The sequence below is a fragment of the Enterovirga sp. CN4-39 genome (assembly GCF_049446235.1).
In the GTDB taxonomy this organism is placed as follows: domain Bacteria; phylum Pseudomonadota; class Alphaproteobacteria; order Rhizobiales; family Beijerinckiaceae; genus Enterovirga.
In genome coordinates this window covers 611,072-633,089 of record NZ_JBMSEF010000001.1, presented here as the reverse complement: position 1 = coordinate 633,089, position 22,018 = coordinate 611,072, and the positions used below count along the sequence as shown (strand labels likewise).

General features: G+C 66.5%; 20 protein-coding genes and 1 pseudogene. 10 read left to right on the top strand and 11 right to left on the bottom strand.

All coding sequences use genetic code 11. The features are described from left to right. Both ACO2SS_RS03125 and ACO2SS_RS03120 read left to right on the top strand, forming a co-directional pair. Window positions 1-951: an ABC transporter substrate-binding protein gene (locus ACO2SS_RS03125; protein WP_423276092.1), complete on the top strand. Its 951-nt coding sequence runs from the start codon at window positions 1-3 to the stop codon at window positions 949-951. After that, window positions 951-1,790: an ABC transporter permease gene (locus tag ACO2SS_RS03120; RefSeq protein ID WP_423276091.1), complete on the top strand. Its 840-nt coding sequence runs from the start codon at window positions 951-953 to the stop codon at window positions 1,788-1,790. Before ACO2SS_RS03125 ends, ACO2SS_RS03120 begins: the two co-directional genes overlap by 1 nt. Before the next feature lie 31 nt (window positions 1,791-1,821). On the opposite strand, the gene ACO2SS_RS03115 is transcribed toward ACO2SS_RS03120, so the two are convergent. The 7 genes and pseudogenes from ACO2SS_RS03115 to ACO2SS_RS03085 all read right to left on the bottom strand — a co-directional run bounded on the left by ACO2SS_RS03115 (window position 1,822) and on the right by ACO2SS_RS03085 (window position 8,620). Then, window positions 1,822-2,805, bottom strand: a complete 984-nt coding sequence (locus ACO2SS_RS03115; protein WP_423276090.1) for an ABC transporter substrate-binding protein — start codon at window positions 2,803-2,805, stop codon at window positions 1,822-1,824. A 144-nt stretch (window positions 2,806-2,949) separates the two neighbouring features. Next, window positions 2,950-3,648 (bottom strand): dienelactone hydrolase family protein, encoded by a 699-nt coding sequence (locus ACO2SS_RS03110; protein ID WP_423276089.1) that lies wholly within the window; start codon window positions 3,646-3,648, stop codon window positions 2,950-2,952. 333 nt (window positions 3,649-3,981) lie between these two features. Next, a pseudogene (locus tag ACO2SS_RS03105) lies at window positions 3,982-4,164 on the bottom strand (integrase core domain-containing protein); the annotation flags it as partial. A 20-nt stretch (window positions 4,165-4,184) separates the two neighbouring features. Beyond that, window positions 4,185-5,201: a zinc-binding alcohol dehydrogenase family protein gene (locus tag ACO2SS_RS03100; RefSeq protein WP_423276088.1), complete on the bottom strand. Its 1,017-nt coding sequence runs from the start codon at window positions 5,199-5,201 to the stop codon at window positions 4,185-4,187. A 99-nt stretch (window positions 5,202-5,300) separates the two neighbouring features. Beyond that, the gene (locus ACO2SS_RS03095; RefSeq protein WP_423276087.1) at window positions 5,301-7,064 is read right to left on the bottom strand and encodes a monovalent cation:proton antiporter-2 (CPA2) family protein; all 1,764 of its coding nucleotides are present in this window, start codon (window positions 7,062-7,064) and stop codon (window positions 5,301-5,303) included. A 52-nt stretch (window positions 7,065-7,116) separates the two neighbouring features. Continuing rightward, window positions 7,117-7,749, bottom strand: a complete 633-nt coding sequence (locus ACO2SS_RS03090) for a LysE family translocator (protein ID WP_423276086.1) — start codon at window positions 7,747-7,749, stop codon at window positions 7,117-7,119. Window positions 7,750-7,969: 220 nt separating this feature from the next. After that, window positions 7,970-8,620 carry a hydrolase gene (locus ACO2SS_RS03085; protein WP_423276085.1) on the bottom strand — a complete coding sequence of 217 codons (651 nt, stop codon included), beginning with the start codon at window positions 8,618-8,620 and terminating at the stop codon, window positions 7,970-7,972. Between the two features lie 141 nt (window positions 8,621-8,761). On the opposite strand from ACO2SS_RS03085, the gene ACO2SS_RS03080 reads away from it, so the two are divergent. From ACO2SS_RS03080 to ACO2SS_RS03045, 8 genes are all read left to right on the top strand, one after another. Beyond that, window positions 8,762-9,685, top strand: coding sequence for a LysR family transcriptional regulator (locus tag ACO2SS_RS03080; RefSeq protein WP_423276083.1), 924 nt, complete (start codon window positions 8,762-8,764; stop codon window positions 9,683-9,685). Between the two features lie 331 nt (window positions 9,686-10,016). Then, a complete protein-coding gene (locus ACO2SS_RS03075; RefSeq protein ID WP_423276082.1) occupies window positions 10,017-10,952 on the top strand; it encodes a pirin family protein in 936 nt (311 codons plus the stop codon). Window positions 10,953-10,990: 38 nt separating this feature from the next. Further along, window positions 10,991-12,244: a DUF5996 family protein gene (locus ACO2SS_RS03070; RefSeq protein ID WP_423276081.1), complete on the top strand. Its 1,254-nt coding sequence runs from the start codon at window positions 10,991-10,993 to the stop codon at window positions 12,242-12,244. A 486-nt stretch (window positions 12,245-12,730) separates the two neighbouring features. Continuing rightward, window positions 12,731-14,392, top strand: a complete 1,662-nt coding sequence (locus tag ACO2SS_RS03065; RefSeq protein ID WP_423276080.1) for a flavin-containing monooxygenase — start codon at window positions 12,731-12,733, stop codon at window positions 14,390-14,392. Window positions 14,393-14,408: 16 nt separating this feature from the next. After that, the gene (locus ACO2SS_RS03060) at window positions 14,409-15,182 is read left to right on the top strand and encodes an SDR family NAD(P)-dependent oxidoreductase (RefSeq protein WP_423276079.1); all 774 of its coding nucleotides are present in this window, start codon (window positions 14,409-14,411) and stop codon (window positions 15,180-15,182) included. 10 nt (window positions 15,183-15,192) lie between these two features. Then, window positions 15,193-16,806 (top strand): class I adenylate-forming enzyme family protein, encoded by a 1,614-nt coding sequence (locus ACO2SS_RS03055; RefSeq protein ID WP_423276078.1) that lies wholly within the window; start codon window positions 15,193-15,195, stop codon window positions 16,804-16,806. A 99-nt stretch (window positions 16,807-16,905) separates the two neighbouring features. Continuing rightward, window positions 16,906-17,589, top strand: a complete 684-nt coding sequence (locus ACO2SS_RS03050) for a TetR family transcriptional regulator (RefSeq protein ID WP_423276077.1) — start codon at window positions 16,906-16,908, stop codon at window positions 17,587-17,589. After that, window positions 17,586-18,059 carry a MaoC family dehydratase gene (locus ACO2SS_RS03045; RefSeq protein ID WP_423276076.1) on the top strand — a complete coding sequence of 158 codons (474 nt, stop codon included), beginning with the start codon at window positions 17,586-17,588 and terminating at the stop codon, window positions 18,057-18,059. The genes ACO2SS_RS03050 and ACO2SS_RS03045 overlap by 4 nt, the downstream gene beginning before the upstream one ends. A 9-nt stretch (window positions 18,060-18,068) precedes the next feature. On the opposite strand, the gene ACO2SS_RS03040 is transcribed toward ACO2SS_RS03045, so the two are convergent. The 4 genes from ACO2SS_RS03040 to ACO2SS_RS03025 form a co-directional block, all read right to left on the bottom strand. Beyond that, window positions 18,069-19,280, bottom strand: coding sequence for an ABC transporter substrate-binding protein (locus ACO2SS_RS03040; protein ID WP_423276075.1), 1,212 nt, complete (start codon window positions 19,278-19,280; stop codon window positions 18,069-18,071). A 98-nt stretch (window positions 19,281-19,378) separates the two neighbouring features. Continuing rightward, the gene (locus ACO2SS_RS03035) at window positions 19,379-20,158 is read right to left on the bottom strand and encodes an SDR family NAD(P)-dependent oxidoreductase (protein ID WP_423276074.1); all 780 of its coding nucleotides are present in this window, start codon (window positions 20,156-20,158) and stop codon (window positions 19,379-19,381) included. A gap of 47 nt (window positions 20,159-20,205) precedes the next feature. Continuing rightward, window positions 20,206-21,183 carry a Bug family tripartite tricarboxylate transporter substrate binding protein gene (locus ACO2SS_RS03030; protein ID WP_423276073.1) on the bottom strand — a complete coding sequence of 326 codons (978 nt, stop codon included), beginning with the start codon at window positions 21,181-21,183 and terminating at the stop codon, window positions 20,206-20,208. A gap of 45 nt (window positions 21,184-21,228) precedes the next feature. Beyond that, window positions 21,229-22,017: a crotonase/enoyl-CoA hydratase family protein gene (locus ACO2SS_RS03025; protein WP_423276072.1), complete on the bottom strand. Its 789-nt coding sequence runs from the start codon at window positions 22,015-22,017 to the stop codon at window positions 21,229-21,231. Window position 22,018: the final 1 nt, after the last annotated feature.

The window sequence follows — 22,018 nt, the reverse complement described above, 5'->3', positions numbered from 1 at the left end:
ATGCTCAACCGACGCAGCCTGCTCCTGACGGGCGCCGCCCTCGCAGCCGCCGGGTCCGCCCGCGCGGCCGAGCTCGAGCGCGTGCGCGTCAGCATCATCCCGATCAACGACGTCACGCCGCTCTTCGTGGCGATCAAGCAGGGTTTCTTCGAGGCGGAGGGCCTACTGGTCGACACCTCGCCCTCCTCCGGCGGGGCAACCGGCATCCCCGGGCTCGTGGCCGGCAGCTACGACATCGCCTATGGCAACGTGGTCTCGACGCTCCTGGCCGCCCAGAGCGGCATCCCGCTCCGCGTGGTCGCGGCCGGGACCAAGATCACCGAGGCGAAGAACGACTTCTCTGCCATCGTGGCGCGGCGGGAGAGCGGCATCCGGTCGGGCAAGGACCTGGAGGGCAAGGTCGTCGCCGTCAACACGCGCAACAACGTCATCTGGCTCTATGCCCGCGCCTGGATCAAGGCGACGGGTGGCAACCCGGACCGCGTCACCTACAAGGAAGTGCCGCATCCGCAGATGGAGGACGCGATCCGCCAGAAGCAGGTCGACGCCGGCTACATGGTCGTGCCCTTCGTGACACTCGCGACGGCGAAGCCGGACATGGAGGCGATCGCCCACCCGTACAGCTCGGTGCAGCTGGGCGTCGATGTCGGCCAGTACCTCGCGACGGCGGCCTATCTGCAATCGAAACCCGAGACGGTCGCGAAATTCACCCGGGCGCTCCGGCGCGGCGTCGAGTGGTACAACGCGAACCTCACCAATCCCGAGCTGCTGCCCGTGATCGCCGGCTTCACCAAGCTGGATGTCGGGCTGCTCAAGAGCCTGACGCTGCCGCCCTATCCGGTCGCCGTGGATCCACCGCAGATCGAGAGGACGATGCAGCTCATGATCGAGCATAGGCTCCTGCGCGGACCGGTGGACGTGCAGCCGCTGATTGCGCCGACGGCCATCTGATGCCGGCGCTCGCAGCCACGACCTTGGGAACGACCGCGCCGGGGCGGCCTGAGGCCGCCTCTGCCGGATACCGGCTCTCCCGGCGATGGCTGCATACGCGGGCGAGCGGCTTCGTGCTGATCCTCGTCCTGCTCGCTCTGTGGGAGGCCTCCGCGCGTCTTGGCTGGGTGCAGAGCCAGAGCTGGCCGCCTTTCTCGGCCGTTCTCGCCGCGACATGGCGGGGACTTGCAGAGGGCGAACTCGGGCTGCCGCTCCTTTCGACGATCGGGCGAATGCTTGCGGGCTATGCGATCGGATGTGGGCTCGGCGTAGCCCTCGGGCTCCTGCTCGGCGCAAACCGCTGGATCCGATATGTCGTGCTGCCGGTCGTCGAGGTGATCCGGCCGATCCCGATCCCGGCGATCGTGCCGCCGCTGATCCTGTTCCTCGGCATCGACGACGCGCTCAAGATCTTCGTGGTGGCGCTCGCGAGCTTCTTCCCTGCGCTCATCAACACGATGGCAGGTGTGCTCGGAGTGGACGACGTCCTGCTCCAGACGGCTCGGACGTTCCGGATCGGCTGGACGCGTACGATGCTGCGGGTCGTGCTGCCGGCGACGCTCCCGGCGATCTCGTCCGGCCTGCGCGTCGCCATCGGCCTGGCCCTCGTCGTCACGGTGGTCGCCGAGATGATCGCGGGCTCGGCCGGGATCGGCTACTACATCGTCCAGATGCAATACGCGCTGCGGCCGGACGCGATGTATGCGGCCGTGCTCTGCCTCGCGCTCACCGGCTACCTGCTGAACCGGCTCTTCCTCGCCGGAGAAGCCCGCCTGATCCCGTGGATGGGCCGCGCCTGAGACGCGACCCAAAGCTGGGTCGACCGTCCGGTTAGCGCGCTGCAGCGAGGGCCGGGTGGATGAGCTTGGTGGCGTCGACGTCGTTCTTCAGGATGCCATGCCGCTTCATGAGCGAGGCGACGAACCCGACGCTCGCCGGGTCCACGGTCTTCACGAAGACGGGCATCGTCGCGTCCTTGATCCGCTCGGCCGGCGCCTTGGTGTAGGCCGACAGGAGCTTCAGGAACTCCTCGCTCCGGATGTTGGCGTTGGTCCAGTCCGTGGCCTTGGCCATGCCGCGCCTGAATTTCTCCAGGATCTCCGGGTTGGCCTCCGCATAGGCGCGGGTCGTGGCAAACTGCGAGACGGGGAGCCGCTTCTGGACGGTGCTGTAGGGCCAGCCGATGCTCTCGAGCTGCCCGCTCTTCAGCCCGCCCGACAGGAACGGCTCGACCAGCATGGCGGCATCGACGCGGCCCTGCTGCACGGCGTCCGTCATTTGCGGGAACGGCACCTCGATATAATTGACCTTGGCCGGATCGCCGCCGGTCTTGGCGATCCACTCGCGGGTGTAGAGCCAGATGATGTTGTTGCGCGAGTTGACCGCGACCCTCTTGCCTTCGAGCGCCTTGCCGTCCTTGAAGCCCGCCCCCGGCTTGGAGACGAGGCCGGCGAGATCCGGCGGGGCGTCTCCCGTCTCGTCGGCGGCCGCAATGATCACGAGGTCCAGGCCCTGCGAGGCTGCAAGGACGATGGAGACGACGTTGCTGTAGGCGATCTGCAACTGGCCCGACATCAGGGCCGGGATGCCGACCGCACCGCCCTGCGTCGGGGTGGTGTCGATCTCGAGGCCCTCGGCGGCGAAGAAGCCCTTCTCGCGCGCGACCTCGAAGGACGCCGTGTCGGCGATCGGGATCGTGCTGACGCGCAGCTTCACGAGATCGGCTGCCCGCGAGGGGCCGCCCAGCATTCCCAACCCTGCGAGCGAGGCCGCTCCGGCGGTGAAAGCCCGTCTCGATACGCTCAACGCGGACATTCGCCTCGCTCCGTTCCATGTGGCCGACGGGAATGCGCGGCCGTCCGACACAGAGGATAGAAAATTCGAAATTTATCCGCAATGCCGATGAACTGCCGCGCCGGTCTCAGTGCCTCCGGGGGGGCAGGCCGGATTGTGCTTCGCTCAGCCTTCGGCCACCCGCTCGAGCAGGTCGATCGTCCGGGCTCGGACCTCGGCAGCGTCGGCGGGGCTGAACATCGGCCGGTACGGATTGCAGAAGGAGTGCCCTGCGCCCTCGTATTCCAGGATCTCGATATTGGCGTTCCCGGCGGCATGGGCCTTGACGGCCTCGATCTCGGCGACGGGCACGTAAGGATCGGCGAGGCCGTAATGGAGCTGCACCGGGCCTCGCATCGTGGCAAGCTCGGCGCCCTGGCTCGAGATCCCGAGCCCATAGTAGCTCACCGCGCCGGCAAGATCGGTCCGCGGCATCGCGAGGGCGGCAAGGCGCCCGCCGACACAATGCCCGACTGCGACGACTTTGCCCGGGACTCCATCAATGGCCCGGAAGGCAGCGAGCGAGGCGCCGATATCCCGCACGGCGAGGTCGCGGTCCATCGCGTCGAGCCGCTTGTGCGCGATGTCACGCTCCGGGCCCTCGTAGGCGAGCGTTCCGGGCATCGGATCACGCCAGAACAGGTTCGGCACCAGCGTCGTGAAGCCATCCTGCGCGAAACCGTCTGCGGCCTCCTTCATCGCAGGCGTGAGGCCGAACATCTCCGGCAGCAGGAGGATCGCCGTACGCCGCGGCGCGGCAGCCGTCGCGAGATACGCGTCGAACACACCGCCATCTCCCGACGCGACCTGGATGTTTCTCCCCAAGGACACCTCTCCTCTTAACGAATCGAGCCACGACGAGGCCCCGGCTCACACCACCGGTGATGTCTGGCCGACCATCGGCAGGACATACCGGATATCGATCCGACGCTTTGCTGTCTCCTGGGGCAGGGCCGACATCCCGACGGGCTCGGTAACGGCATCGATCCGCGGCGGAAACCAACGCATACTACCGCGACCCTTCGACGAAGCGCGCTTCTTCAATCCGGGTAGCCTTGACGAGGAGCGCGCACCGGCTGGCCCGTTCCCATTGGGGTGGTCCGGTTTGAACGTTAGTGCATCGTGGGCGTGGTCTTGCCCCCGTTTGCGGTCCAGGGCCTATGCAAGTCGTCGGGCTTCATCAGCTTGGTTGGCGAAGGCGCTCGGGGTCAAGCCGCCGAGCGCCGTGTGAGGTCGGTCTTGGTTGTAGTCGGTCCTTCATTCCTCGATCCGGCCGCGAGCATCGGCCATTGACAGGAACCATGACACGTTGAGGCATTCCTCCCGGAGGCGGCCGTTCTCGGCCTGTGAGGTGGCTGGATCTACCCAAAACCCTCGAGGACGATCTTGCCGATCGTGCTGCCGCTCTCGATGAGCGCGTGCACGTTCTTGAGGGTGGCGGCGTTGATCGGCGTATGCAGCTCGGTCATCGTCGTGCGCAGCGTGCCGGCATCGACGAGACGTGAAACCTCGTTGAGCAATGCGCCCTGTTCCGCCACGTCTGCGGTGTCGAACATGGTGCGGGTGAACATGAGCTCGTAGTGGATCGAGACCGCCTTCGGCTTGAACAGTTCGATGTCGATGGTGGGATCGTCGGTAAACCCGAACCTGCCTTGCGGCGCGATCAGTTCGGCGATCTGCCCGAGGTGGCGGTCCGTATGGGTGGTCGAGAATACGAAGGACGGGGCGCCCAGGCCGAGCGCGGCGACCTGCTCGGCGAGTGGCCTCCTGTGGTCGATGACGTGGTCGGCGCCGAGGCTGCGGACCCAGTCCATCGTCTCGGGCCGCGACGAGGTTGCGATCACGGTCAGATCGGTGAGCGCCTTCGCGATCTGGATTGCGATCGAACTCACGCCGCCGCCGCCTCCGATGATGAGGATGGCCGGCGCCGCTCCCGCTACCGGCCGCCGCACGTCGAGGCGATCGAACAGCGCCTCCCAAGCCGTGATGGCCGTCAACGGCAGTGCGGCGGCGGCGGCCCAATCGAGGGTCCTCGGCTTGGCCCCCACGATCCTCTCGTCGACCAGGTGAAACTCGGCGTTCGTGCCGGGCCGCAGGATCGAGCCGGCGTAGAATACCTCGTCCCCCGGCCGGAACAGGGTGACCTCGCGCCCGACCGCGCTCACCACGCCCGCGGCGTCCCAGCCCAGCACCTTCAAACCCTCGCCGCTGGGTCCGAACTCACCCTTGCGGACCTGATAATCGACCGGATTCACCGAAACCGCCCTGACCGCGACCAGGAGATCCCGGTCGCCGGGCACCGGCGTCGGCAGTTCGATGTCGATCAGCGCGTCCTCCCGGTCGATGCTTCCCGGAGTGTGAAAACCGACGGCTCGCATGGCGCACATCCTTGGTTGAGTGGAACAGAAACAAGCAACGTTCGAAGGGCCGACGGAGCCGTCTGGAACGCCGGGTGAACCGGGCAGAGGTCCGCCTGCCTACTTCGCGGCCCCGATTCCGATCAGCGGCTCGGGGACAGGCTGCAGGTGGAAGCGGTCGCGCCCCGACATGTCGTTCCCGTGGACCTGCTCGGAAAGCCGCTCCGTATCGCGCCGGCGGATGTCCGCGGCGGCTTCCTCGACATCGACCTCGGCAAAGCCCAACGCACGAAGGCCTTCCGCTCCCATCAGATAGGCGGATTCGACCGTTTCACGGATTTGATGGTCGACGCCGGCGCGGATCAGCTCGACGGCGTGTCCGCGATCGTAGCTTCGCACGAGGAGCTTGGCCTGAGGAAATTCGTGCTGCGCCAGTTCCACGATCTGAAGCGCGGCCTTCGGGTCGTCGATGCAGACCATGATCGCATCTGCTTCCCTAGCACCGGAGTGGTGCAACACGTCCAGACGGACACCGTCGCCGAAAAAGACCTTGAACCCATATCGGGCTGCGTCACGGATCTGGTCGGGGTCCCGGTCGATGACGGCAAGGCCGACGCCCCGCGACAACAGAAGCTGCGATGCGATCTGGCCGAAGCGGCCGAAGCCGATGACCAGTACACGCCCGTTCAGATCGCGGGCGGCATCTACGCCGTCCATCGAGGTCGCGTTGCGCAGGAGCCTGTCGGCCGCAATCATGAATAGCGGCGTCATTGCCATCGACAGGATCACGACGGTGACGAACAGCGCATTGTCCCGGGCACCGATCACGCCGCCGGACATCGCGGCGGCGTAGAGCACGAACGCAAACTCTCCGCCCTGCAGGAACATGGACGTCCGGTGCACGGCTTGATGGTTGGAGCCGCCGAACAGGCGCGCGACCGCGTAGACCACCACGCCCTTTGCGACCGTGAACGCAACGAGCATTGCGAGCAGAAGCCGCCATTCGGCCGCGACGACGGAGAGGTCGAGCGACATGCCTACCGCCAGGAAGAACAGCCCCATGAGCAGGCCACGAAACGGCTCGATGTCGCCCTCGATCTGGTGGCGGTAACTCGAACTCGAGAGCATCACGCCGGCCAGGAACGCGCCCATGGCCATCGACAGGCCAGCGGCGTCCATCAGGAGGGCCGCGCCGAGGACCACCAGCAATGCGCCAGCCGTCAGCACCTCTCGAGTTCGGGCACGGGCCAGCAGGGCGAAGAACGGGTTGAGTCCCCAGCGCGCCACCCCCAGCAGCATCAACAGGGCGGCCACAGCTACGGCCATGTCGGTCCAACCGGATTGCCCGGGCGACAGCGGTGACATCAAGGCGACGACCGCCAGCAGCGGCACGATCATCAAGTCCTCGAACAGTAGGATCGCGACCGACTTCTGGCCTTCCCCGCTCGAAAGCTCGCCCCGATCCTGCAGCACCGACATGATCACGGCGGTCGAGGACAGAACGAATCCTGCCCCGGCGACGAAGGCGACCGGACCGGAAAGGTCGAAGATCACCGCACCCGCCACCGCCAGGGCGGCTGTCGCGGCAGCCACCTGTGCGCAGCCCAGCCCGAAGATCTGGCTACGCATCGCCCATAGCTTCTGAGGGCGGAGTTCCAATCCGATGACGAACAGGAACATCACCACCCCGAGTTCGGAGAAATGAAGAATGGATCTGGGATCGCTGATGAGGCCCAGCACCGATGGTCCGACCAGAAGCCCAGCCGCGAAGTAGCCCAGGACCGATCCGAGCCCGAGCCGTCGGAACAACGGCACCGCGACGACGGCCGTCCCCATCAGGACGACCGCAGGTCCGATCATTTCCCCGAGGTTCGCTTCAGCCATCAACTCGCCTTTCCAGTGTCTTGCCCCTAGGCACGCAGGAAATCTCGCAGCTCTACACTGCCGTCAGGGCGGACCAGATCATCATCGCGCCAAAGGCCACGAAGATGATGCCGGTCAGCGTCCGCCCGCGTCTCGCATGCTCGGGCTCCCGGAGCAGTCGCCCGACGTGGCGGGCACCGAGCGCATAGCCGCCGAGAACAACCAGCTTCACGAGCACGAAGGTTACGACCAGAAGAGCCAGGACCGCCGGTCCACTGTCAGCCGGAAGAAACTGAGGGAACAAGGCGGCGAAGAACAGGACGGCCTTGGGATTGCTGACGCCTACTCCGAACGATTGCAGCCAAAGCGCGAACATACTCCCACGGCTACCCGTCTGAACGGTTGGCCCGTCCATTCCGACCGGAGCAGGCCGAAGATTGCTCCAGCCGAGCCAGACGACGTAGGACGCGCCCAATAGACGCAAGAGGAGGAAGGCCGCGGGATAGGTCTCCAGCAATGCGCCCAATCCCAGGACCGAGAGCGTCGCCAGAAGCGCGATCGCGACGAGATCGCCACTCAACGCACCGACTGCGCGGCGCCACCCGAAGGCAAGTGAATTGTTCACGAGGAACAAAGTGGATGGGCCGGGCGTCGCACTCTGGGCGGCGGATACCAGGGCGAACGCAAAATATGCGGAGACTTCCATCACGCGCCTGACTTGCTATTTTCATTGAGGATGGCCCGAAGCCGGTCCACGCCTCGTGCCGAGGCACCTCGAGGCGTCCGAGCCTTCGAGAACGGATAGATCAGGGATCCCGACGCCCTCTCCTGCGGTGCCACGACGACCTGGCGCCACGGAAGAAGGACGAGGGGGTTCGACGGCCAGCTCCCAGCTGGCCGTCGTCCCGTCATCCCAGGGCGGGAGCTCAGCCCTCCCGCGGAACCGGCGTGTTGAGCAGTTGCTGCTCCCAGAGGAACGCGATGCCGCTGCCGGCGGCATGCTGGACGAGCAAATCCGCAACCGCCCCGGCAGACTCCGTGCGGGCCCAGTCGCGCTGCCATTCGGCGGCCACTGCGACCCACGTCATCATGTTCGCGCCGGCCTCGATCATACGCTGGATCGCGACCTCGTGGGCCTCGACACTCGTCCCGCCCGAAGCATCGGTGACCACCGTCACATCCCAGCCTTCGCCGAGAGCCTGGATGGCCGGCATCGCGACGCAGATTTCAGTCCACAGGCCCGCGATGATGAGCTGCTTGCGGCCGGTCGCCTTCACGACGTCGACGACCTTCCGGTCCTCCCAGGTGTTGATGAAAGTCCGGTCGATGACGTCCTGACCCGGGAATACATCCGTGATCTGCGGGAATATCACTCCGCCCCGCGCAGCGATCACGCTCGTGAGGATCGTCGGCACGCCGAATATCTTTGCGGCCTTTGCCAGACCGGTCGCATTATTGACCACCATGTGCGGCTCGTGACTGTTCAAGTTCGCAAGCTGGAAGGGCTGATGGTCGATCAGCACGAGAACCGAATCCTCGGGGCGAAGTAGAGAAGCAAGTCCATTGCGGCGGGTCATCGAGATATCCTTTCCCCGGCCGGCTTGGACGGCAACGGGTTCATGAGCAGGCGACGTTGCCTGGACGCGATTTGTCGCTCGTCCGGGAGATGCGGTAGTCCGACGTGGAGAAAACTGTGTCGCAAGAAGAGGAACGCCGGATTGGACATCGAAGACCTGCGGACGTTCGTGGTCGTCGCCGATGCGGGAGGCGTGACAGCCGCTGCCCGGCGGCTCGGCGTCTCCAAGTCGATCGTCAGCCGGCGGCTCGCGCGGCTGGAGGCGGATCTCGGCGTCCAACTGCTATCGCGGACCACCCGGGGAGCCGCGCTCACGGAAGCGGGGGCGACCTTCCGAGATCATGCGGCAAAGGCTTCCGCGGAGATGGACCTTGCCAAGGAGGCGATTCTGCCCTCCGGCGACCTACGCGGGCTGCTGCGAGTTGCGGCGCCGCTGACCTTCGGCCCTACGTACTTCGCTCCGGTGCTCGCGAGCCTGGCCCAGCGGTACCCGGAGTTGCATGTCCATGCGTGCTACACGGACCGGTTCGTCGATCTGATTGCGGAAGGGTTCGACTGCGCGATCCGGTGCGGCCGCTTACCGGACTCGAATTTGCGCGCAAGGCGCGTTGGGCCGATGTGCGCCATGTACGTCGCCAGTCCGGCCTACATCGAAAAGCATGGGTCGCCTGAGACGCCTGAGGAAATGCTGACCCATGAGGCTCTCATGCAGGGCACCGAGGCCTGGCCGGCGATGGACGGCAACAAGGTCATCGAGATGAGGCCGACCGGGAGGTTCAAGGGCGACAATGCTGTCGCACTCGTCTACGCGGCCCTGGCCGGACTCGGTATCGCCGGGCTTCCTGTTCCCACGATCGAGGAGCATCTCGCTTCCGGGGCGCTCGTCCCCGTCATGACGCGCTACCCGGTTCCGGAACTCGGCATCTATGTAATCCGCCCGCCGGGCGCGCATTCTCCGCGCAAGGTACGGGTGCTGACCGAGATGTTGATCGAGCGGTTCGGATCAACCAAATCTCCCCACGAACTTCGGCATAGAGCGAACAATCCGCAAGTTCACGTGACTTGAACGGCGCAAGGCAGGCGAAGTGGCCTACATCAACCGTTGGCAGCTCATGCGGCGCGACTGAGGTGCCCGTCCCGCCTCTGCGCGCGACATCTGAAACCCGCCTATCCCTCGTTGTCGACTGACTGCCCCGGAACGGCAGCCGCCGGGGCGTTCCACTTGCTGCGACACAGCTCGGTGCATCGCGGGGCTAGTCGTAGAGACGCTCGCTCGCGAGATGCAGTCGCGGTCCGGCTCAAAGCGCTCACCTGCTCGCACGATCCGGATCACCAGAATCGGGCATTCCCCTCCGCCTCGGCGGGGCAGCCCGCAGGCCTATGCGAGGATGACGGGCATGAGCTGGAACCCAGCAATCGAACCGGGGTGCCCCGATGAAGTCGGCGTCGATGCCATCGAAACGCTGATCGTTCCACGCGCCCGGGACCTCGGCGGCTTCGAGGTCCGGCGCGCACTGCCGGCGCCGGCCCGGCAGATGGTCGGTCCCTTCATCTTCTTCGACCAGGCGGGGCCGGCCGAGCTGTTGACGGGACGGGGCATCGACGTTCGGCCACACCCGCATATCGGTCTGGGCACCGTCACCTATCTGTTTCGGGGCGACTTCCATCACCGCGACAGCACCGGTGCCGACCAGATCATCCGTCCGGGAGCGCTGAACTGGATGGTCGCCGGGCGCGGCGTGTCCCACTCGGAGCGCACCTCCGCGGCGGCCCGGACGGGGCCGAATAGCCTTTTCGGAATCCAGACATGGCTGGCGCTGCCCGACAGCCATGAGGACATGACTCCGATGTTCGAGCACCACCCGACAGAGGCGCTGCCGATGATCCAGGATACCGGCGTCTCGGTCCGGCTCATCCTCGGGCACGCCTACGGCGAGACTGCACCCGCGACGATGTTCTCCGACACGTTCTACGCGGACGTGACGCTCGAACCCGGTTCCCGGCTGCCGATGCCGGACGATCACGAGGACAGGGGCATCTACATCGTCGAAGGCTCGATCTCGGTTGCCGGCCGGGAATTCGAGGCCGCTCAGATGATGGTCTTCAGGCCCGGCGACCGGATCACGGTCGCGGCAGGCGAGCAGGGTGCCCGGCTGATGATCCTTGGCGGCGCAACGCTCAGCGGACCGCGCTACATCTGGTGGAACTTCGTCGCCTCATCGCGGGACCGCATCGAGGAGGCGAAAGCCGAATGGCGTGCGCAGAACTGGGGGAAAGGACGCTTCGATCTCCCGATGAATGACCGAGACGAGCACATCCCGCTGCCGGACTGATAGCGTCGGGCGGGCAGGTTCTGAATGGAGGATGCAGGATGAGCAGCGAATGGCCCCGACTGGATTATCTAGGCTGGCGGGAAACGTGTTCGGCCCTGCATCTCTACCTGCAGATCGCCGGGAAATACCGCCTAGCTCACACGCCGTGGCTCAACCATTCCTGGAACGCGACCCACTATGTCACGCCGCTCGGCCTGACCACCTCGCCGATCCCCGATCGGCCGGGCGTCGAGATCGTCTTCGACCTCAAGGAGCACATGGTTGTCGGCACCGCCGGCAACGGTCGCAGGGCATCCTTTGGGCTCGGGCCATCCACCGTCGCGGGATTTCACGCCAATTTCGTGCGGCTGATTTCCGAACTCGGAGGCACGCCGACCTTCTCCGGCATTCCGAACGAGGTGCCGAACCCCGTACCCTTCGCGGAAGATGATCGCGACCGGCCCTACGACCGGGAGGCCGTCCAACGCTTCCACCAGGCATTGGTGGCGGCCGACAGGGTCTTCAATCGATTCCGAACCTCGTTTCTAGGGAAGTCTAGTCCCGTCCACCTGTTCTGGGGCAGCTTCGACTTGGCCGTCACCCGCTTCTCGGGGCGGCGGGCGCCTCTCCATCCCGGCGGCGTTCCCTCGCTGCCTGATGATGTGGCGCAGGAAGCCTATGACCGCGAACTCTCCTCGGCCGGCTTCTGGCCGGGCGGCGGCGGCCTCGATTACGCTGCCTTCTACGCCTACGCCTATCCGGCGCCGAGCGGCTTCCGGGCCGCGTCGGTCCGGCCCGACACGGCCTTCTGGCATGAGGGGCTGTCGGAATTCATTCTGCCTTACGATGCCGTTCAGTCTGCGGTGGATCCCGACGAGGCGCTGATGGCGTTTCTCGTATCGACCTACGAGGCCGCGGCCGATCTGGGCCGCTGGGACCGCGACCTGCTCGAATGTGTGCAAGGGCAGCCGAGCCGGGTGCGACCGCCGGACCCGGCGACGCAGAGGAATGCCGAGACCTTCACAGATGGAACGGTCAAGCGGGAGGATGGCCCCTCCAAGGGTCGCTACCGGCTCGTCATCGAGGGCGTCGAGGCGGAGATGGCCTATACGCGAGCCGGCGAGGGATTGGTCATCATCGACCATACCGATGTCCCCGCAGCCCTGCGCGGGCGCAAGGTCGGTGAGCGGATGGTGCGCCAGGCGGTGGAGGACGCTCGTCGAGATGGGGTCACCCTCATTCCCTTGTGTCCGTTCGCCAAGGCGCAGATCGACCGCCATCCGGAATGGCAGGACGTGCTTCGCAGGCCGTAAACACCGGCACTTAAGTGATCTGCATGATCGAGCCCTCGGCTCGCGTTCCTAGTTGGACGAAGCCGTTGAATGTCGGTGTACACTTGATGGTCTGCCCCGGGGCCGAGCATGCGCGCCCCCCTGAGAGCCCGCGGCGGACCTCTCCCGTCATGCCTACTCTGCCCGCGTCGCCAGCTCTTACGTGATCATCAGCCCACGCTCCCGGGGCCGGCCTCCCTTGTGCGTTAGAATAATACGCCGTAGTATGTGCGTATGAGCGATGGTAAAGAGTCGGTTGCGAGCGAGGCTCTGGGTGGGGCAGATATCGTGCCCCTTGCGATGTCGCTCGTCCAGATGACTGGCAAAGTCGGCTGGCTAGATCGCCTCGCGCCTCACGTCCGCGGGCCTTGGGACTATTCGCAGAGCGTCCCCGACGATCTCGCTAGCGAGATACGGACAGGCGCGGCGACGGAGTTGGCGCGCTTGGCCGCCGGCGGGCGGCCGGCGATGCCGAATCCGAGCGCCGGTGTCATGCGTCGCATGATGTCGGTAGCTGTTGGTCAGGAGGTGGCAGACGAGTACGTGCCGATGCTGCTGCAGCAGATGGCGTTCGAGCCGGCGCCCAAGCCCGAGTTGGTACCGCCCGAGGCGGCGGCCGGCTTTCGCGTCCTCATCATCGGGGCGGGCATGTCCGGCATCGCGGCGGCGATCAAGCTCGGCGAGGCGGGAATCCCGTACTCCATCCTCGAGAAGAACGACGACGTCGGCGGGACCTGGTACGAGAACCGCTATCCGGGCTGCGCGGTCGACACGCCGAACCACTTCTACCAGTTCTCGTTCGAGCCGAACAATCGCTGGCCGCGCTACTACTCGCGCCGGGAGAGCATCCACGCATATCTCCGGAGCTGCGCCGACAAGTACGGGGTGCGGAAGCACATCCGCTTCGGTGAGGAGGTCGTGTCGGCGGTCTTCGACGAAGACGCGCATGTCTGGCGGGTAACGAGCCGCAAGGCGGATGGGCAGGAGCGCGTGGAGGTTGCGAACGCGCTCATCTGTGCGGTCGGCCAGCTCAACCGCCCGGCGATCCCGGCCATTCCGGGTCTCGACACCTTCGTCGGCGAGGTCGTCCACACGGCCCGTTGGACGGAGGATACGGCCATCGCCGGAAAGCGGGTCGCGCTGATCGGCACGGGCGCCAGCGCCGTGCAGGTCGGGCCGGCCATCGCCGCTGAGGTCCGCTCGCTGCACGTGCTGCAGCGCTCCGGAGCCTGGATCGTGCGGAGCCCGAACCTCCATCGCGCAGTTCCGGGCGCGAAGGTCTGGGCGCTCGACAACGTGCCGTTCTACGCGCCCTGGTATCGCTTCCAGCTGTTCTGGGGATTTGGCGACGGGCTGTTCCAGGCACTGCGGATCGATCCCAAATGGCTGGGCCCGCCCGGCACGATCTCCGCGCTGAACGAGGACCTGCGCGAGCGCATGCTGCGCCACATCCGGCGCGAGCTCGAGGGCCGCGAGGATCTGCTCGAGAAGGTGGTCCCCGACTATCCACCCTTCGGCAAGCGTGTGTTGGCGGATGCCGGCTGGTTCGCGATGCTACGGCGGGACAACGTCTCCCTCGATACCACGGGCATCGCAAAGGTCGAGCCGAAGGGCATCCGGCTCGATGACGACCGCTTGATCGAGCTCGATACGATCGTGCTGGCGACCGGCTTCCAGGCCGGCCGCATGCTCTGGCCCATGGATATCCGGGGCCGTGGCGGCCGGAGCATTCGCGAGGCTTGGGGCGAGGACGACCCGCGCGCCTATCTCGGGATCACGGTTCCCGACTTCCCGAACCTTTTCGTGATGTACGGCCCAAACACCAACCTCGGGCATGGGGGCAGCGCGATGTTCCTGGCCGAGTGCCAGATCCGCTACATCCTGTCCTCGCTGCGCACGATGCTCGATGACGGCATCGCGGAGATAGAGTGCCGGCGGGACATCCACGACGCGTATAACCGCCGCATCGATGCGGAGTTCGAGACGCTGGTCTGGACGCATCCGAGCGTGAAGAGCTGGTACAAGAACGCTCAGGGTCGCATCACCACGAACCAGCCTTGGCGTCTCATCGATTACTGGCGCCTGACGCAGAGTTTCGACCCGGCCGAGTACAACAAGATCCCGGCCTGAGCTGATGAGAGGGAGGATGGATGTGACGGACCGGGCGCTTTTCGGCGCCGGCGCGGCCCTCGTTATCGGGGGCAGCGGCGGAGTAGGGCAGGCGATCGCCGCGGGGTTCGCGGAGGCGGGCAGCGACGTGGCGCTGACCTATCGCAGCAACGAGGCGAAGGCGCAGGAGGTGGTCGGCGGGATCGAGCAGGCCCGCCGGAAGGCGGCCGCCATCCGGCTCGACCTGACCGACCGCGAGGGTGCTCGGGCCGCCGTCGACGGTGCGGCAGAGCGGTTTGGCGGCCTGCATACGCTGGTGCTCGCGACCGGCGCCGACATCAGCATGTCCTACGCGGCGGACATCGACCCCGACGAATGGGACCGCACGATCGCGGGCGATCTCACAGGTTCGTACAACGTCCTGCGCGCCGCGATCCCGCATCTCAGGGCGACTCGCGGCTCCATAGTGGCGATCACGTCCGCGGGCCTGATCCGACATCCTCCCAAGGACATCCTGTCCGTCGTCCCGAAAGCCGGCGTCGAGGCCCTCATGCGCGGCCTTGCCCGGGAGGAGGGCCGGAGCGGCATCAGGGCGAACTCGATCGCGCTCGGCGTGATTGATGCTGGATTATTCCACCGGCTCGAGCAGCGCCTGACGCCTGCCTTCGTGGAGGCGATGAAACGCAACACCGCGCTTCGCCGCTTCGGCACGGCCGAGGAGGTCGCGGATCTCGCCGTATTCCTTGCCTCCTCGCGAGCAAGCTTCATCACTGGCCAGAGCATCGCGCTCGATGGCGGCTACTCCATCTAGCGAGCGAAGCATGGCGGAGCAGCGCCCCACAATCGGCTCCCTCCTGCGCGACGCTGCGCGGGAGCATGGCCTAACCCCGTTCATCAAGGACGAGGACGGCACGATCACCTTCGCTGAGTTCGACCGGGAGGTCGATCACTTCGCGGCAGGCCTCCTCCGGCTCGGCATCGGCCGTGGCGACCACGTGGCGATCTGGCTGCCGAACGGTCGCACATGGATCCGCGCCTTCTGCGCTGCGGCCCGGATCGGCGCCGTCATCGTGCCCGTGAACACTCGCTACAAGCTCGACGAAGCGCGCTACGTGATCGAGCAATCCGACGCGAAGGCGCTCGTGATGATGCCGGGCATGTGGCGCTCGGACTTCCATGCCATGCTCAAGAGCATGGCACCCGGGATCACGGAGGGTACGCCGGGCCGGATCGCCGTGCCGGAGCTACCGGCGCTGCGCACCGTCGTGCTGGAGGCCGAGAAGGCGCTGCCGGGCACGATCACGGCGGCCGACCTCATGGCTGGAGGCACGGGAGGCGTCGCTGAAGCTGAGGCGGCCGTGAAGTCCCCCGACATGCTCCTCATCTGCTACACGTCGGGCACGACGGGTAAGCCCAAGGGCGTGATGCACAGCCATCACGTCATTCGCCAGGCGACGCGCGTCGGCACCGCGATGGGCGTCGAGCCGGGCGACCGCGTGATGGCGCACATGCCGTTCTACCATTCGGCCGGGCTCTTCATGGCCCTCATCCCGGCGCTCGCGCTCGGGGCGACGCTCATTCCCATGGTTCAGTGGGACACGAAGGAGGCGCTCCGCCTCATCGCGGGCGAGCGCGTGACGATGTTCGGTGGCATCCCGACCCACTTCTACGACATGGTCGGCGAGTTGCTTGAGAGGCCGACCGACACCTCGTCGCTCAAGGCGGCCTGGATCGGTGGCTCGGCCGTGATGCAGGAGACATTCGAGAGCATCAAGCGGACGCTCGGCCTCGATCGGCTGCTGTCGACCTACGGCATGACGGAGAACACGATTTCCACCTCGTTCAATGCCTGGGACGATCCGGTTGAGGTCTGCTGCCGCAACAAGGCGCCCTTGCTGTCGGATTGCGAGGTGAAGATCGTCAATCCCGAGACCCTGGCCGAGATGCCCGCCGGACAGGACGGTGAGGTCTGGTGCCGGGGCGATACGGTCATGATCGGCTACTACAAGGACCCGGATGCGACCCGCGCGACGGTGACGGCGGACGGGTGGCTGCGGACCGGCGACATCGGCAACCTGGACGAGCGCCGGTACCTGACGATCACGAGCCGGCTGAAGGAGATGCTGAAGATCGGCGGCACCAATGCGTCGCCGATCGAGATCGAGCAGCATCTCGCGGCGCATCCGGCCATCCGGTCCTCGGTGGTCGTGGGAGCGCCTGACGACCGCCTCGGCCAGGTTGCCTACGCGTTTGTCGAGCTCAATCCCGGCGCTGCGGTCACGGGCGAGGAGGTCGTCCGCTTCTGCAAGGACCGCATGGCGGATTATAAGGTGCCGCGGCACGTCTCCTTCGTGACTGAGTTTCCGCGCACCGCAACCGGCAAGATCCAGCGCTCGGTGCTGGCGAAGGAGGCCGAGGAGCGGCTGGCCGGATGACGCTGCCGCGGCGGGTTGGCCAGTCGGGCGCGCGATGATAGCGCGGTCGGGCGGCGTGCCCTCCCGGCCGCGAGCGCGCTGACGGTCGGATGATCTAAGATGGCTTCGGAGACAAGGACCAGGGCCCGCTCCAGGGCAGCCGGACGGGCAGGGCCCGACGACGCTGCCGGGAACGGGGCCGACGAAAGCCGCGCCGAGATCCTGCGCGCGGCCGCTACTGCGTTCATGGCGCATGGCTACGCGGCGACGTCGATCGACACGGTCGCGGATGTTCTCGGCGCCACGAAGGGTCGGGTTTACTACTACTATCGCAGCAAGACCGATCTCTTCTTCGACATCCATCGGCAGGCGATGGCCATGAACCTTGCGGTCATGCGGCCGCTTGCCATGGCGGCACACCCTGCCGCTGTGCGGCTGTTTAATATGGCGCGCGCCCACGCCATGCTGGTGATGGAGCACCTGCCGACACAGCGCGTCCTCAACCAGGGCGTCGAGCTGCATCTCACGGGGCGAACCACGCCGTCTCAGCGCGATGTCCTGACCGAGCTGATGGCAATGCGGACGCAGTTCCAGGACCTCTACGTCACGGTTCTCAGGGACGGCATCGAATCCGCTGAGTTCCGTGAAAGTGAGCCGCGCCTCCTGGTGAAGCCGGTGCTCGGTGCGCTCAACTGGATGACGGTGTGGTATCATCCGCGCCCCGACGAAACTCGCAAGTCACGCGATCGGATCGCGGACGAGATGGCGACCTTCGTGCTTCACGCTGTTCGGGCCGGGCCGTGAGCGCGGGATCATCCCTCTTCTTCGAGGATGTCGTCGTCGGCAGCGTTTTCCTGAGCGGCGAGCGGATCGTAACGGAGGAGGACCTCCGCGTCTTCACAGAGGTGTCCGGCGACCGCCATCCGATCCACGTGGATCCGGATTTCGCGGCAGCATCGCCGTTCGGTCAGCGGATCCTGCAGGGGCCGTTCGGAATAGCCGTCGTGCTCGGTCTCTTCGGCCAGTTCGAAGCTCTTTCGGAGGGCTCCATCGCACTGACCGACATCCAGGACTGGCGCTTTCGTGCGCCGATCTTTGTCGGCGACCGGCTCACGTTGCGCATGCGCATCGCCGGCAAGACGCCCTCGCGGTCGGGCACTCGCGGCATCGTGGACCGCGAGATGACGCTGGTGAAGGGCGACGGCAGCGTCGCCCAGGAAGGCCGGATGGGGCTGCTGATGGCTTGCCGGCCAGCAACCCCGACCCGGCCTTGATGCGCTCCGCTACTTCGCCGCGGTGACGAGCGGGCAATTTCCTTCCGCGAGCGGGCGGTAGGCCTCGGCAACCGGAACAGTCCTGATCGGCTGGTACAGGTCGAACTTCTTCTCAGGCGTCGGATCCTTGACGCTCCAGACATAGACCGGCGACGTGCGCCGGCCATCGGCCCGGATGGTCGATTCACCGAAGATCGGGTCCAGGTTCGGCCGCGCCTTCATCTTCGCAACGACCGCGCGCCCGTCCGAGGACGTCTTGGCCTCGTCGGCAGCCGCGAGGAAGTTGTACACGGCCGCGTAGGCTCCCGCCTGGAGGCTGGTCGGCACCTTGCCGTTGAACCGCTTCGAGAACCGCGCCGTGAACTCGCGCGTCTCGTCGTTCAGGTCCCAGTACCAGTTGTTGGTCACGACGGCGCCCTTCGCCACCTTCGAGGTGAGAGACACGATGTCGGAGATGTAGACGGCGAGGCCGACGACCTTCTGCTCGCCGCCCGTTAGGTTGAATTCGACCGCTTGTTTCATCGCGTTGACGAAGTCGCCGTTGGCGGCTGCAAGCGCGATCACGTCGGCCCTGGACGCCTGGGCCTGAAGGAGGAAGGACGAGTAATCCATCGTGTTCAGCGGGTAGTTGACGCTGCCGACCACCTTTCCGCCGGCGGATTCGAGAGCACGAGTCGACTGGCGCTGCATGTCATGGCCGAAGGCGTAATCGGCGGAGACGTAGAACCAGGTCTTTCCGCCCTGCTGCACGAGCGCCTGGGTCGGGACGTTCGCCATCGTCCAGGTGTCGATCGAGTAATGCACCGTGTTGGGCGAGCATTGCGCGCCGGTCAGCGCGCTCGACACGCCGCCCGTCACCAGGAAGGTGCGGTTCGCATTCTTGACGATCTCGCTCACCGCGAGCGCGACGGCCGAGTTCGGCACGTCGATGATGAGGTCGACGCCTTCCGTGTCGACCCAGCGGCGGGCAATGGTCGAGCCGACATCGGCCTTGTTCTGGTGATCGCCCGAGATCACCTCGACGGCCCGGCCGGGATGCTTGGCCCGGTAGTCCTCCGCCGCCATCTTCGCAGCCAGGACGGAGCCCGGGCCGCTCACGTCGGCGAAGCCCCCGCCGAGATCCGAGAGGACGCCGATGCGGATGGGCGGCCCCGACTGCGCCGCGGCGGCGGTCGCGACCGCCAACCCCAGCGTGAACGCTGCAAGGCCGGACCATCTCATAACGTTTCTCCCTCTCGCGAAGCCCGTTGTGGGTCTCAAAAACATGATACTCGTTAGTATGTACGCGGACAAGCGAAAGCCGCGCTTGTGGCCGCGCCTCAGGCGTTCATCTCGCTACCGCCGTTCACGGACAGGCTCTGGCCGGTGATGAAGGATGCACCGTTCGACAGGAGGAAGCAGACGGGAGGCGCAACCTCATCAGGTGTGCTCCAGCGGCCAAGCGGAATCTTGGCAAGGTAGGTGTCGCGGAACTTCTCGCCCCGGATCACTTCCGTCATCGGCGTCTCGACCATGCCGAACGAGACCGTGTTCGCCCGGATGTTGTAGCGGGCCCATTCGCGCGCGGCGCTCATCGTAGCGCCGAGTATTCCGGCCTTAGCGGCGCTGTAGTTGATCTGGCCGATCGTTCCCTGCCGGCCGGCATCCGACGAGATGTTGACGATCGCCGCTGCGACCGGCTGGCCCGCCTTGTGCCGCGCGATCAACCGGCGGCCGACCGCCTGCATGCACAGGAACGCTCCTGTGAGGTGGACGCGGAGAACCTGCTCCCACTGCGCGACCGTCATCTTTTCGATCATGGCCGGACGGGTGATGCCGGCCGTGTTGACCAGTCCGTCCACCACCCCGAACGTCTGCGTGGCGCGCTCGACGAGCCCCTCCACGAAGTCCGGATCGGCTACATCACCCGCACCGGTGAGCACGCGGCCATCCGGGAACGAGGCCGCTGCGGACTTGAGCGCGTCTGGGTTCATGTCCGCCAGGACCACATTCGCTCCCAGATCGGAGGCGAGCTTCGCCACGCCGAAGCCGATGCCCTGGCCTGCTCCGGTGACCAGCACCGTCCGGTCGGCAAGGGACATAGGGTTCAGTTTGTTCATCCTCGAAACCTTCCTGCTTACGACTCTGCGGTCGGGCTCTGCCCGGCTCAGTTCTCGATCTTGACGCCAGCCTCGCGGATCACTCCGCCCCAGAGGGTGCTTTCCTTGGCGATGAAGTCCTTCAACTCGGCCGGGCTCATCGGCACGGCGACGTTGCCGATCTCCTCCATGCGCTTCGCGAAGTCGGGCGAGCGGACGACCTTGTCGATCTCTGCGCTCAGGCGGGCGGTCACCTCGGCCGGCGTTCCGGCCGGCGCCAGCACGGCGAACCAGGATTCGGCCTGGACCTTCGGGTAGCCCAGCTCGGCGAAGGTCGGCACGTCCGGCATTTGCGGCAGGCGCTGGGGGCTGAGAACGGCGAGCGCCCGGTAGGCGCCGGCCTGCACGTTCGGGACCGCGTTGGTGAGAGCCTCGACGTTGCTGTCGACAATGCCGGCCATCATGTCCTGCGTGGCGGGCGCCGCGCCGCGGTAATGGACGTGCGTAACCTTGACGCCGAGTTCCCTGGCGGCGACCTCGCCAGCGAGGTGGACGAGGCTTCCCGGCCCGTTGGTGGCGTTGTTGACGGCGGTCGGCCGCGCCAGCGCATGGGCGCGGAACTCGGCCAGCGTCTTGGCCGGAAAATCCTTCTTCACGACGAAGGCGAACGGGACCTTCACGACCATAGAGATCGGCTCGAAGTCGGCCAGGGTGTAGCGCACCTTCATGACATGCGGGATCGTCGTGAAGGTGCTCGCGCTCGCCAGGAGCAGCGTGTAGCCGTCCTTCTGGGCATTGGCCACGACCGTCGCCCCGATGGTGGTCGAGGCGCCGCCGCGGTTCTCGATCACGATCTGCTGGCCGAGGCCCGGCGTAAGCCGCTCCGCCAATAGTCGCGCCACGACATCCGTCGTCCCGCCCGCCGGGAACGGCACGACCAGCGTTACCGGCCGCACCGGGTAGTCGGAGGCCCGGGCGGGCGGCCCAGCGAACACCGCCGCCGCAGCCAGCGCACCCAGGACGCGCCATGCCATCCAGCCTGCCATCGATCGTTCTCCCTTGATCATGTTGTCGCTCGCAATCGGCTGAACTTAGCGCTTCGGCCGCGGTGCCAGTGCCTTGGCGAGCGCCTCGCGATGCTCGGCCGTCGTGTGCGCGATGGCCTGCGCGGATGCTGAGAGTTGCAGCAGCGTGTCGAGCCGCGCGAAGCGGCCCTCGCGCAGCAGGCGCTTCGTGGCCCGCACCGCGAGCGGCGGGTTCACCGCGATGCGTCCCGCAAGCTTGCGGGCCGCGTCCATCAGCTCGGGCCCCGGCACGACCTTGGACACGAGCCCGCAGGCGAGCGCCTCCTCGGCCGAGAGGATGTCGCCCGTGAACGCCATCTCGCAGGCCTTCGACCACCCGACGATGCGCGGCAGGAGCCAGGCGCCGCCGTCGCCGGGGATGATGCCGATCTTGACGAAGCTTTCGGCGAACCGCGCCTCCTCGGCGGCAATGCGCAGGTCGCACATGCAGGCGAGGTCGGTCCCCGCGCCGATCGCCGGGCCGTTCACGGCCGCAATCACGGGCACGTCGAGCGCCTCGAAGGCGAGCGGGATGCGCTGGATGCCGTCCGTGTAATAGGCGATCGTGCTGGTGGGGTTGCGGGTGCGCTCGTCGAGCGCCGCCTCCATGGCCCGCAGGTCACCACCGGACGAAAACGCGCTGCCGGCACCGGTGAGGATCACGGCCCGGACGCTCTCGTCGGCCTGCACGCGGCCGAGCGCCGCGACGAGGCCTTCGACCACGTCTCGTTCGGAGATCGGGTTCCGCTTCTCCGGCCGGTTGAGGGTGAGCGTGACGATGCCGCCATCGGTCTCGTAGAGCACTGCGTCGTTCATA

Bases quoted from the DNA above. Each gene is read 5' to 3' on its own strand.
- ACO2SS_RS03125 (WP_423276092.1), top strand. From the start codon at position 1: ATGCTCAACCGACGCAGCCTGCTCCTGACGGGCGCCGCCCTCGCAGCC.
- ACO2SS_RS03120 (WP_423276091.1), top strand. From the start codon at position 951: ATGCCGGCGCTCGCAGCCACGACCTTGGGAACGACCGCGCCGGGGCGG.
- ACO2SS_RS03115 (WP_423276090.1), bottom strand. From the start codon at position 2,805: ATGTCCGCGTTGAGCGTATCGAGACGGGCTTTCACCGCCGGAGCGGCC.
- ACO2SS_RS03100 (WP_423276088.1), bottom strand. From the start codon at position 5,201: ATGCGAGCCGTCGGTTTTCACACTCCGGGAAGCATCGACCGGGAGGAC.
- ACO2SS_RS03095 (WP_423276087.1), bottom strand. From the start codon at position 7,064: ATGGCTGAAGCGAACCTCGGGGAAATGATCGGACCTGCGGTCGTCCTG.
- ACO2SS_RS03090 (WP_423276086.1), bottom strand. From the start codon at position 7,749: ATGGAAGTCTCCGCATATTTTGCGTTCGCCCTGGTATCCGCCGCCCAG.
- ACO2SS_RS03085 (WP_423276085.1), bottom strand. From the start codon at position 8,620: ATGACCCGCCGCAATGGACTTGCTTCTCTACTTCGCCCCGAGGATTCG.
- ACO2SS_RS03075 (WP_423276082.1), top strand. From the start codon at position 10,017: ATGAGCTGGAACCCAGCAATCGAACCGGGGTGCCCCGATGAAGTCGGC.
- ACO2SS_RS03070 (WP_423276081.1), top strand. From the start codon at position 10,991: ATGAGCAGCGAATGGCCCCGACTGGATTATCTAGGCTGGCGGGAAACG.
- ACO2SS_RS03065 (WP_423276080.1), top strand. From the start codon at position 12,731: ATGCCGAATCCGAGCGCCGGTGTCATGCGTCGCATGATGTCGGTAGCT.
- ACO2SS_RS03060 (WP_423276079.1), top strand. From the start codon at position 14,409: ATGGATGTGACGGACCGGGCGCTTTTCGGCGCCGGCGCGGCCCTCGTT.
- ACO2SS_RS03055 (WP_423276078.1), top strand. From the start codon at position 15,193: ATGGCGGAGCAGCGCCCCACAATCGGCTCCCTCCTGCGCGACGCTGCG.
- ACO2SS_RS03050 (WP_423276077.1), top strand. From the start codon at position 16,906: ATGGCTTCGGAGACAAGGACCAGGGCCCGCTCCAGGGCAGCCGGACGG.
- ACO2SS_RS03040 (WP_423276075.1), bottom strand. From the start codon at position 19,280: ATGAGATGGTCCGGCCTTGCAGCGTTCACGCTGGGGTTGGCGGTCGCG.
- ACO2SS_RS03035 (WP_423276074.1), bottom strand. From the start codon at position 20,158: ATGAACAAACTGAACCCTATGTCCCTTGCCGACCGGACGGTGCTGGTC.
- ACO2SS_RS03030 (WP_423276073.1), bottom strand. From the start codon at position 21,183: ATGGCAGGCTGGATGGCATGGCGCGTCCTGGGTGCGCTGGCTGCGGCG.
- ACO2SS_RS03025 (WP_423276072.1), bottom strand. From the start codon at position 22,017: ATGAACGACGCAGTGCTCTACGAGACCGATGGCGGCATCGTCACGCTC.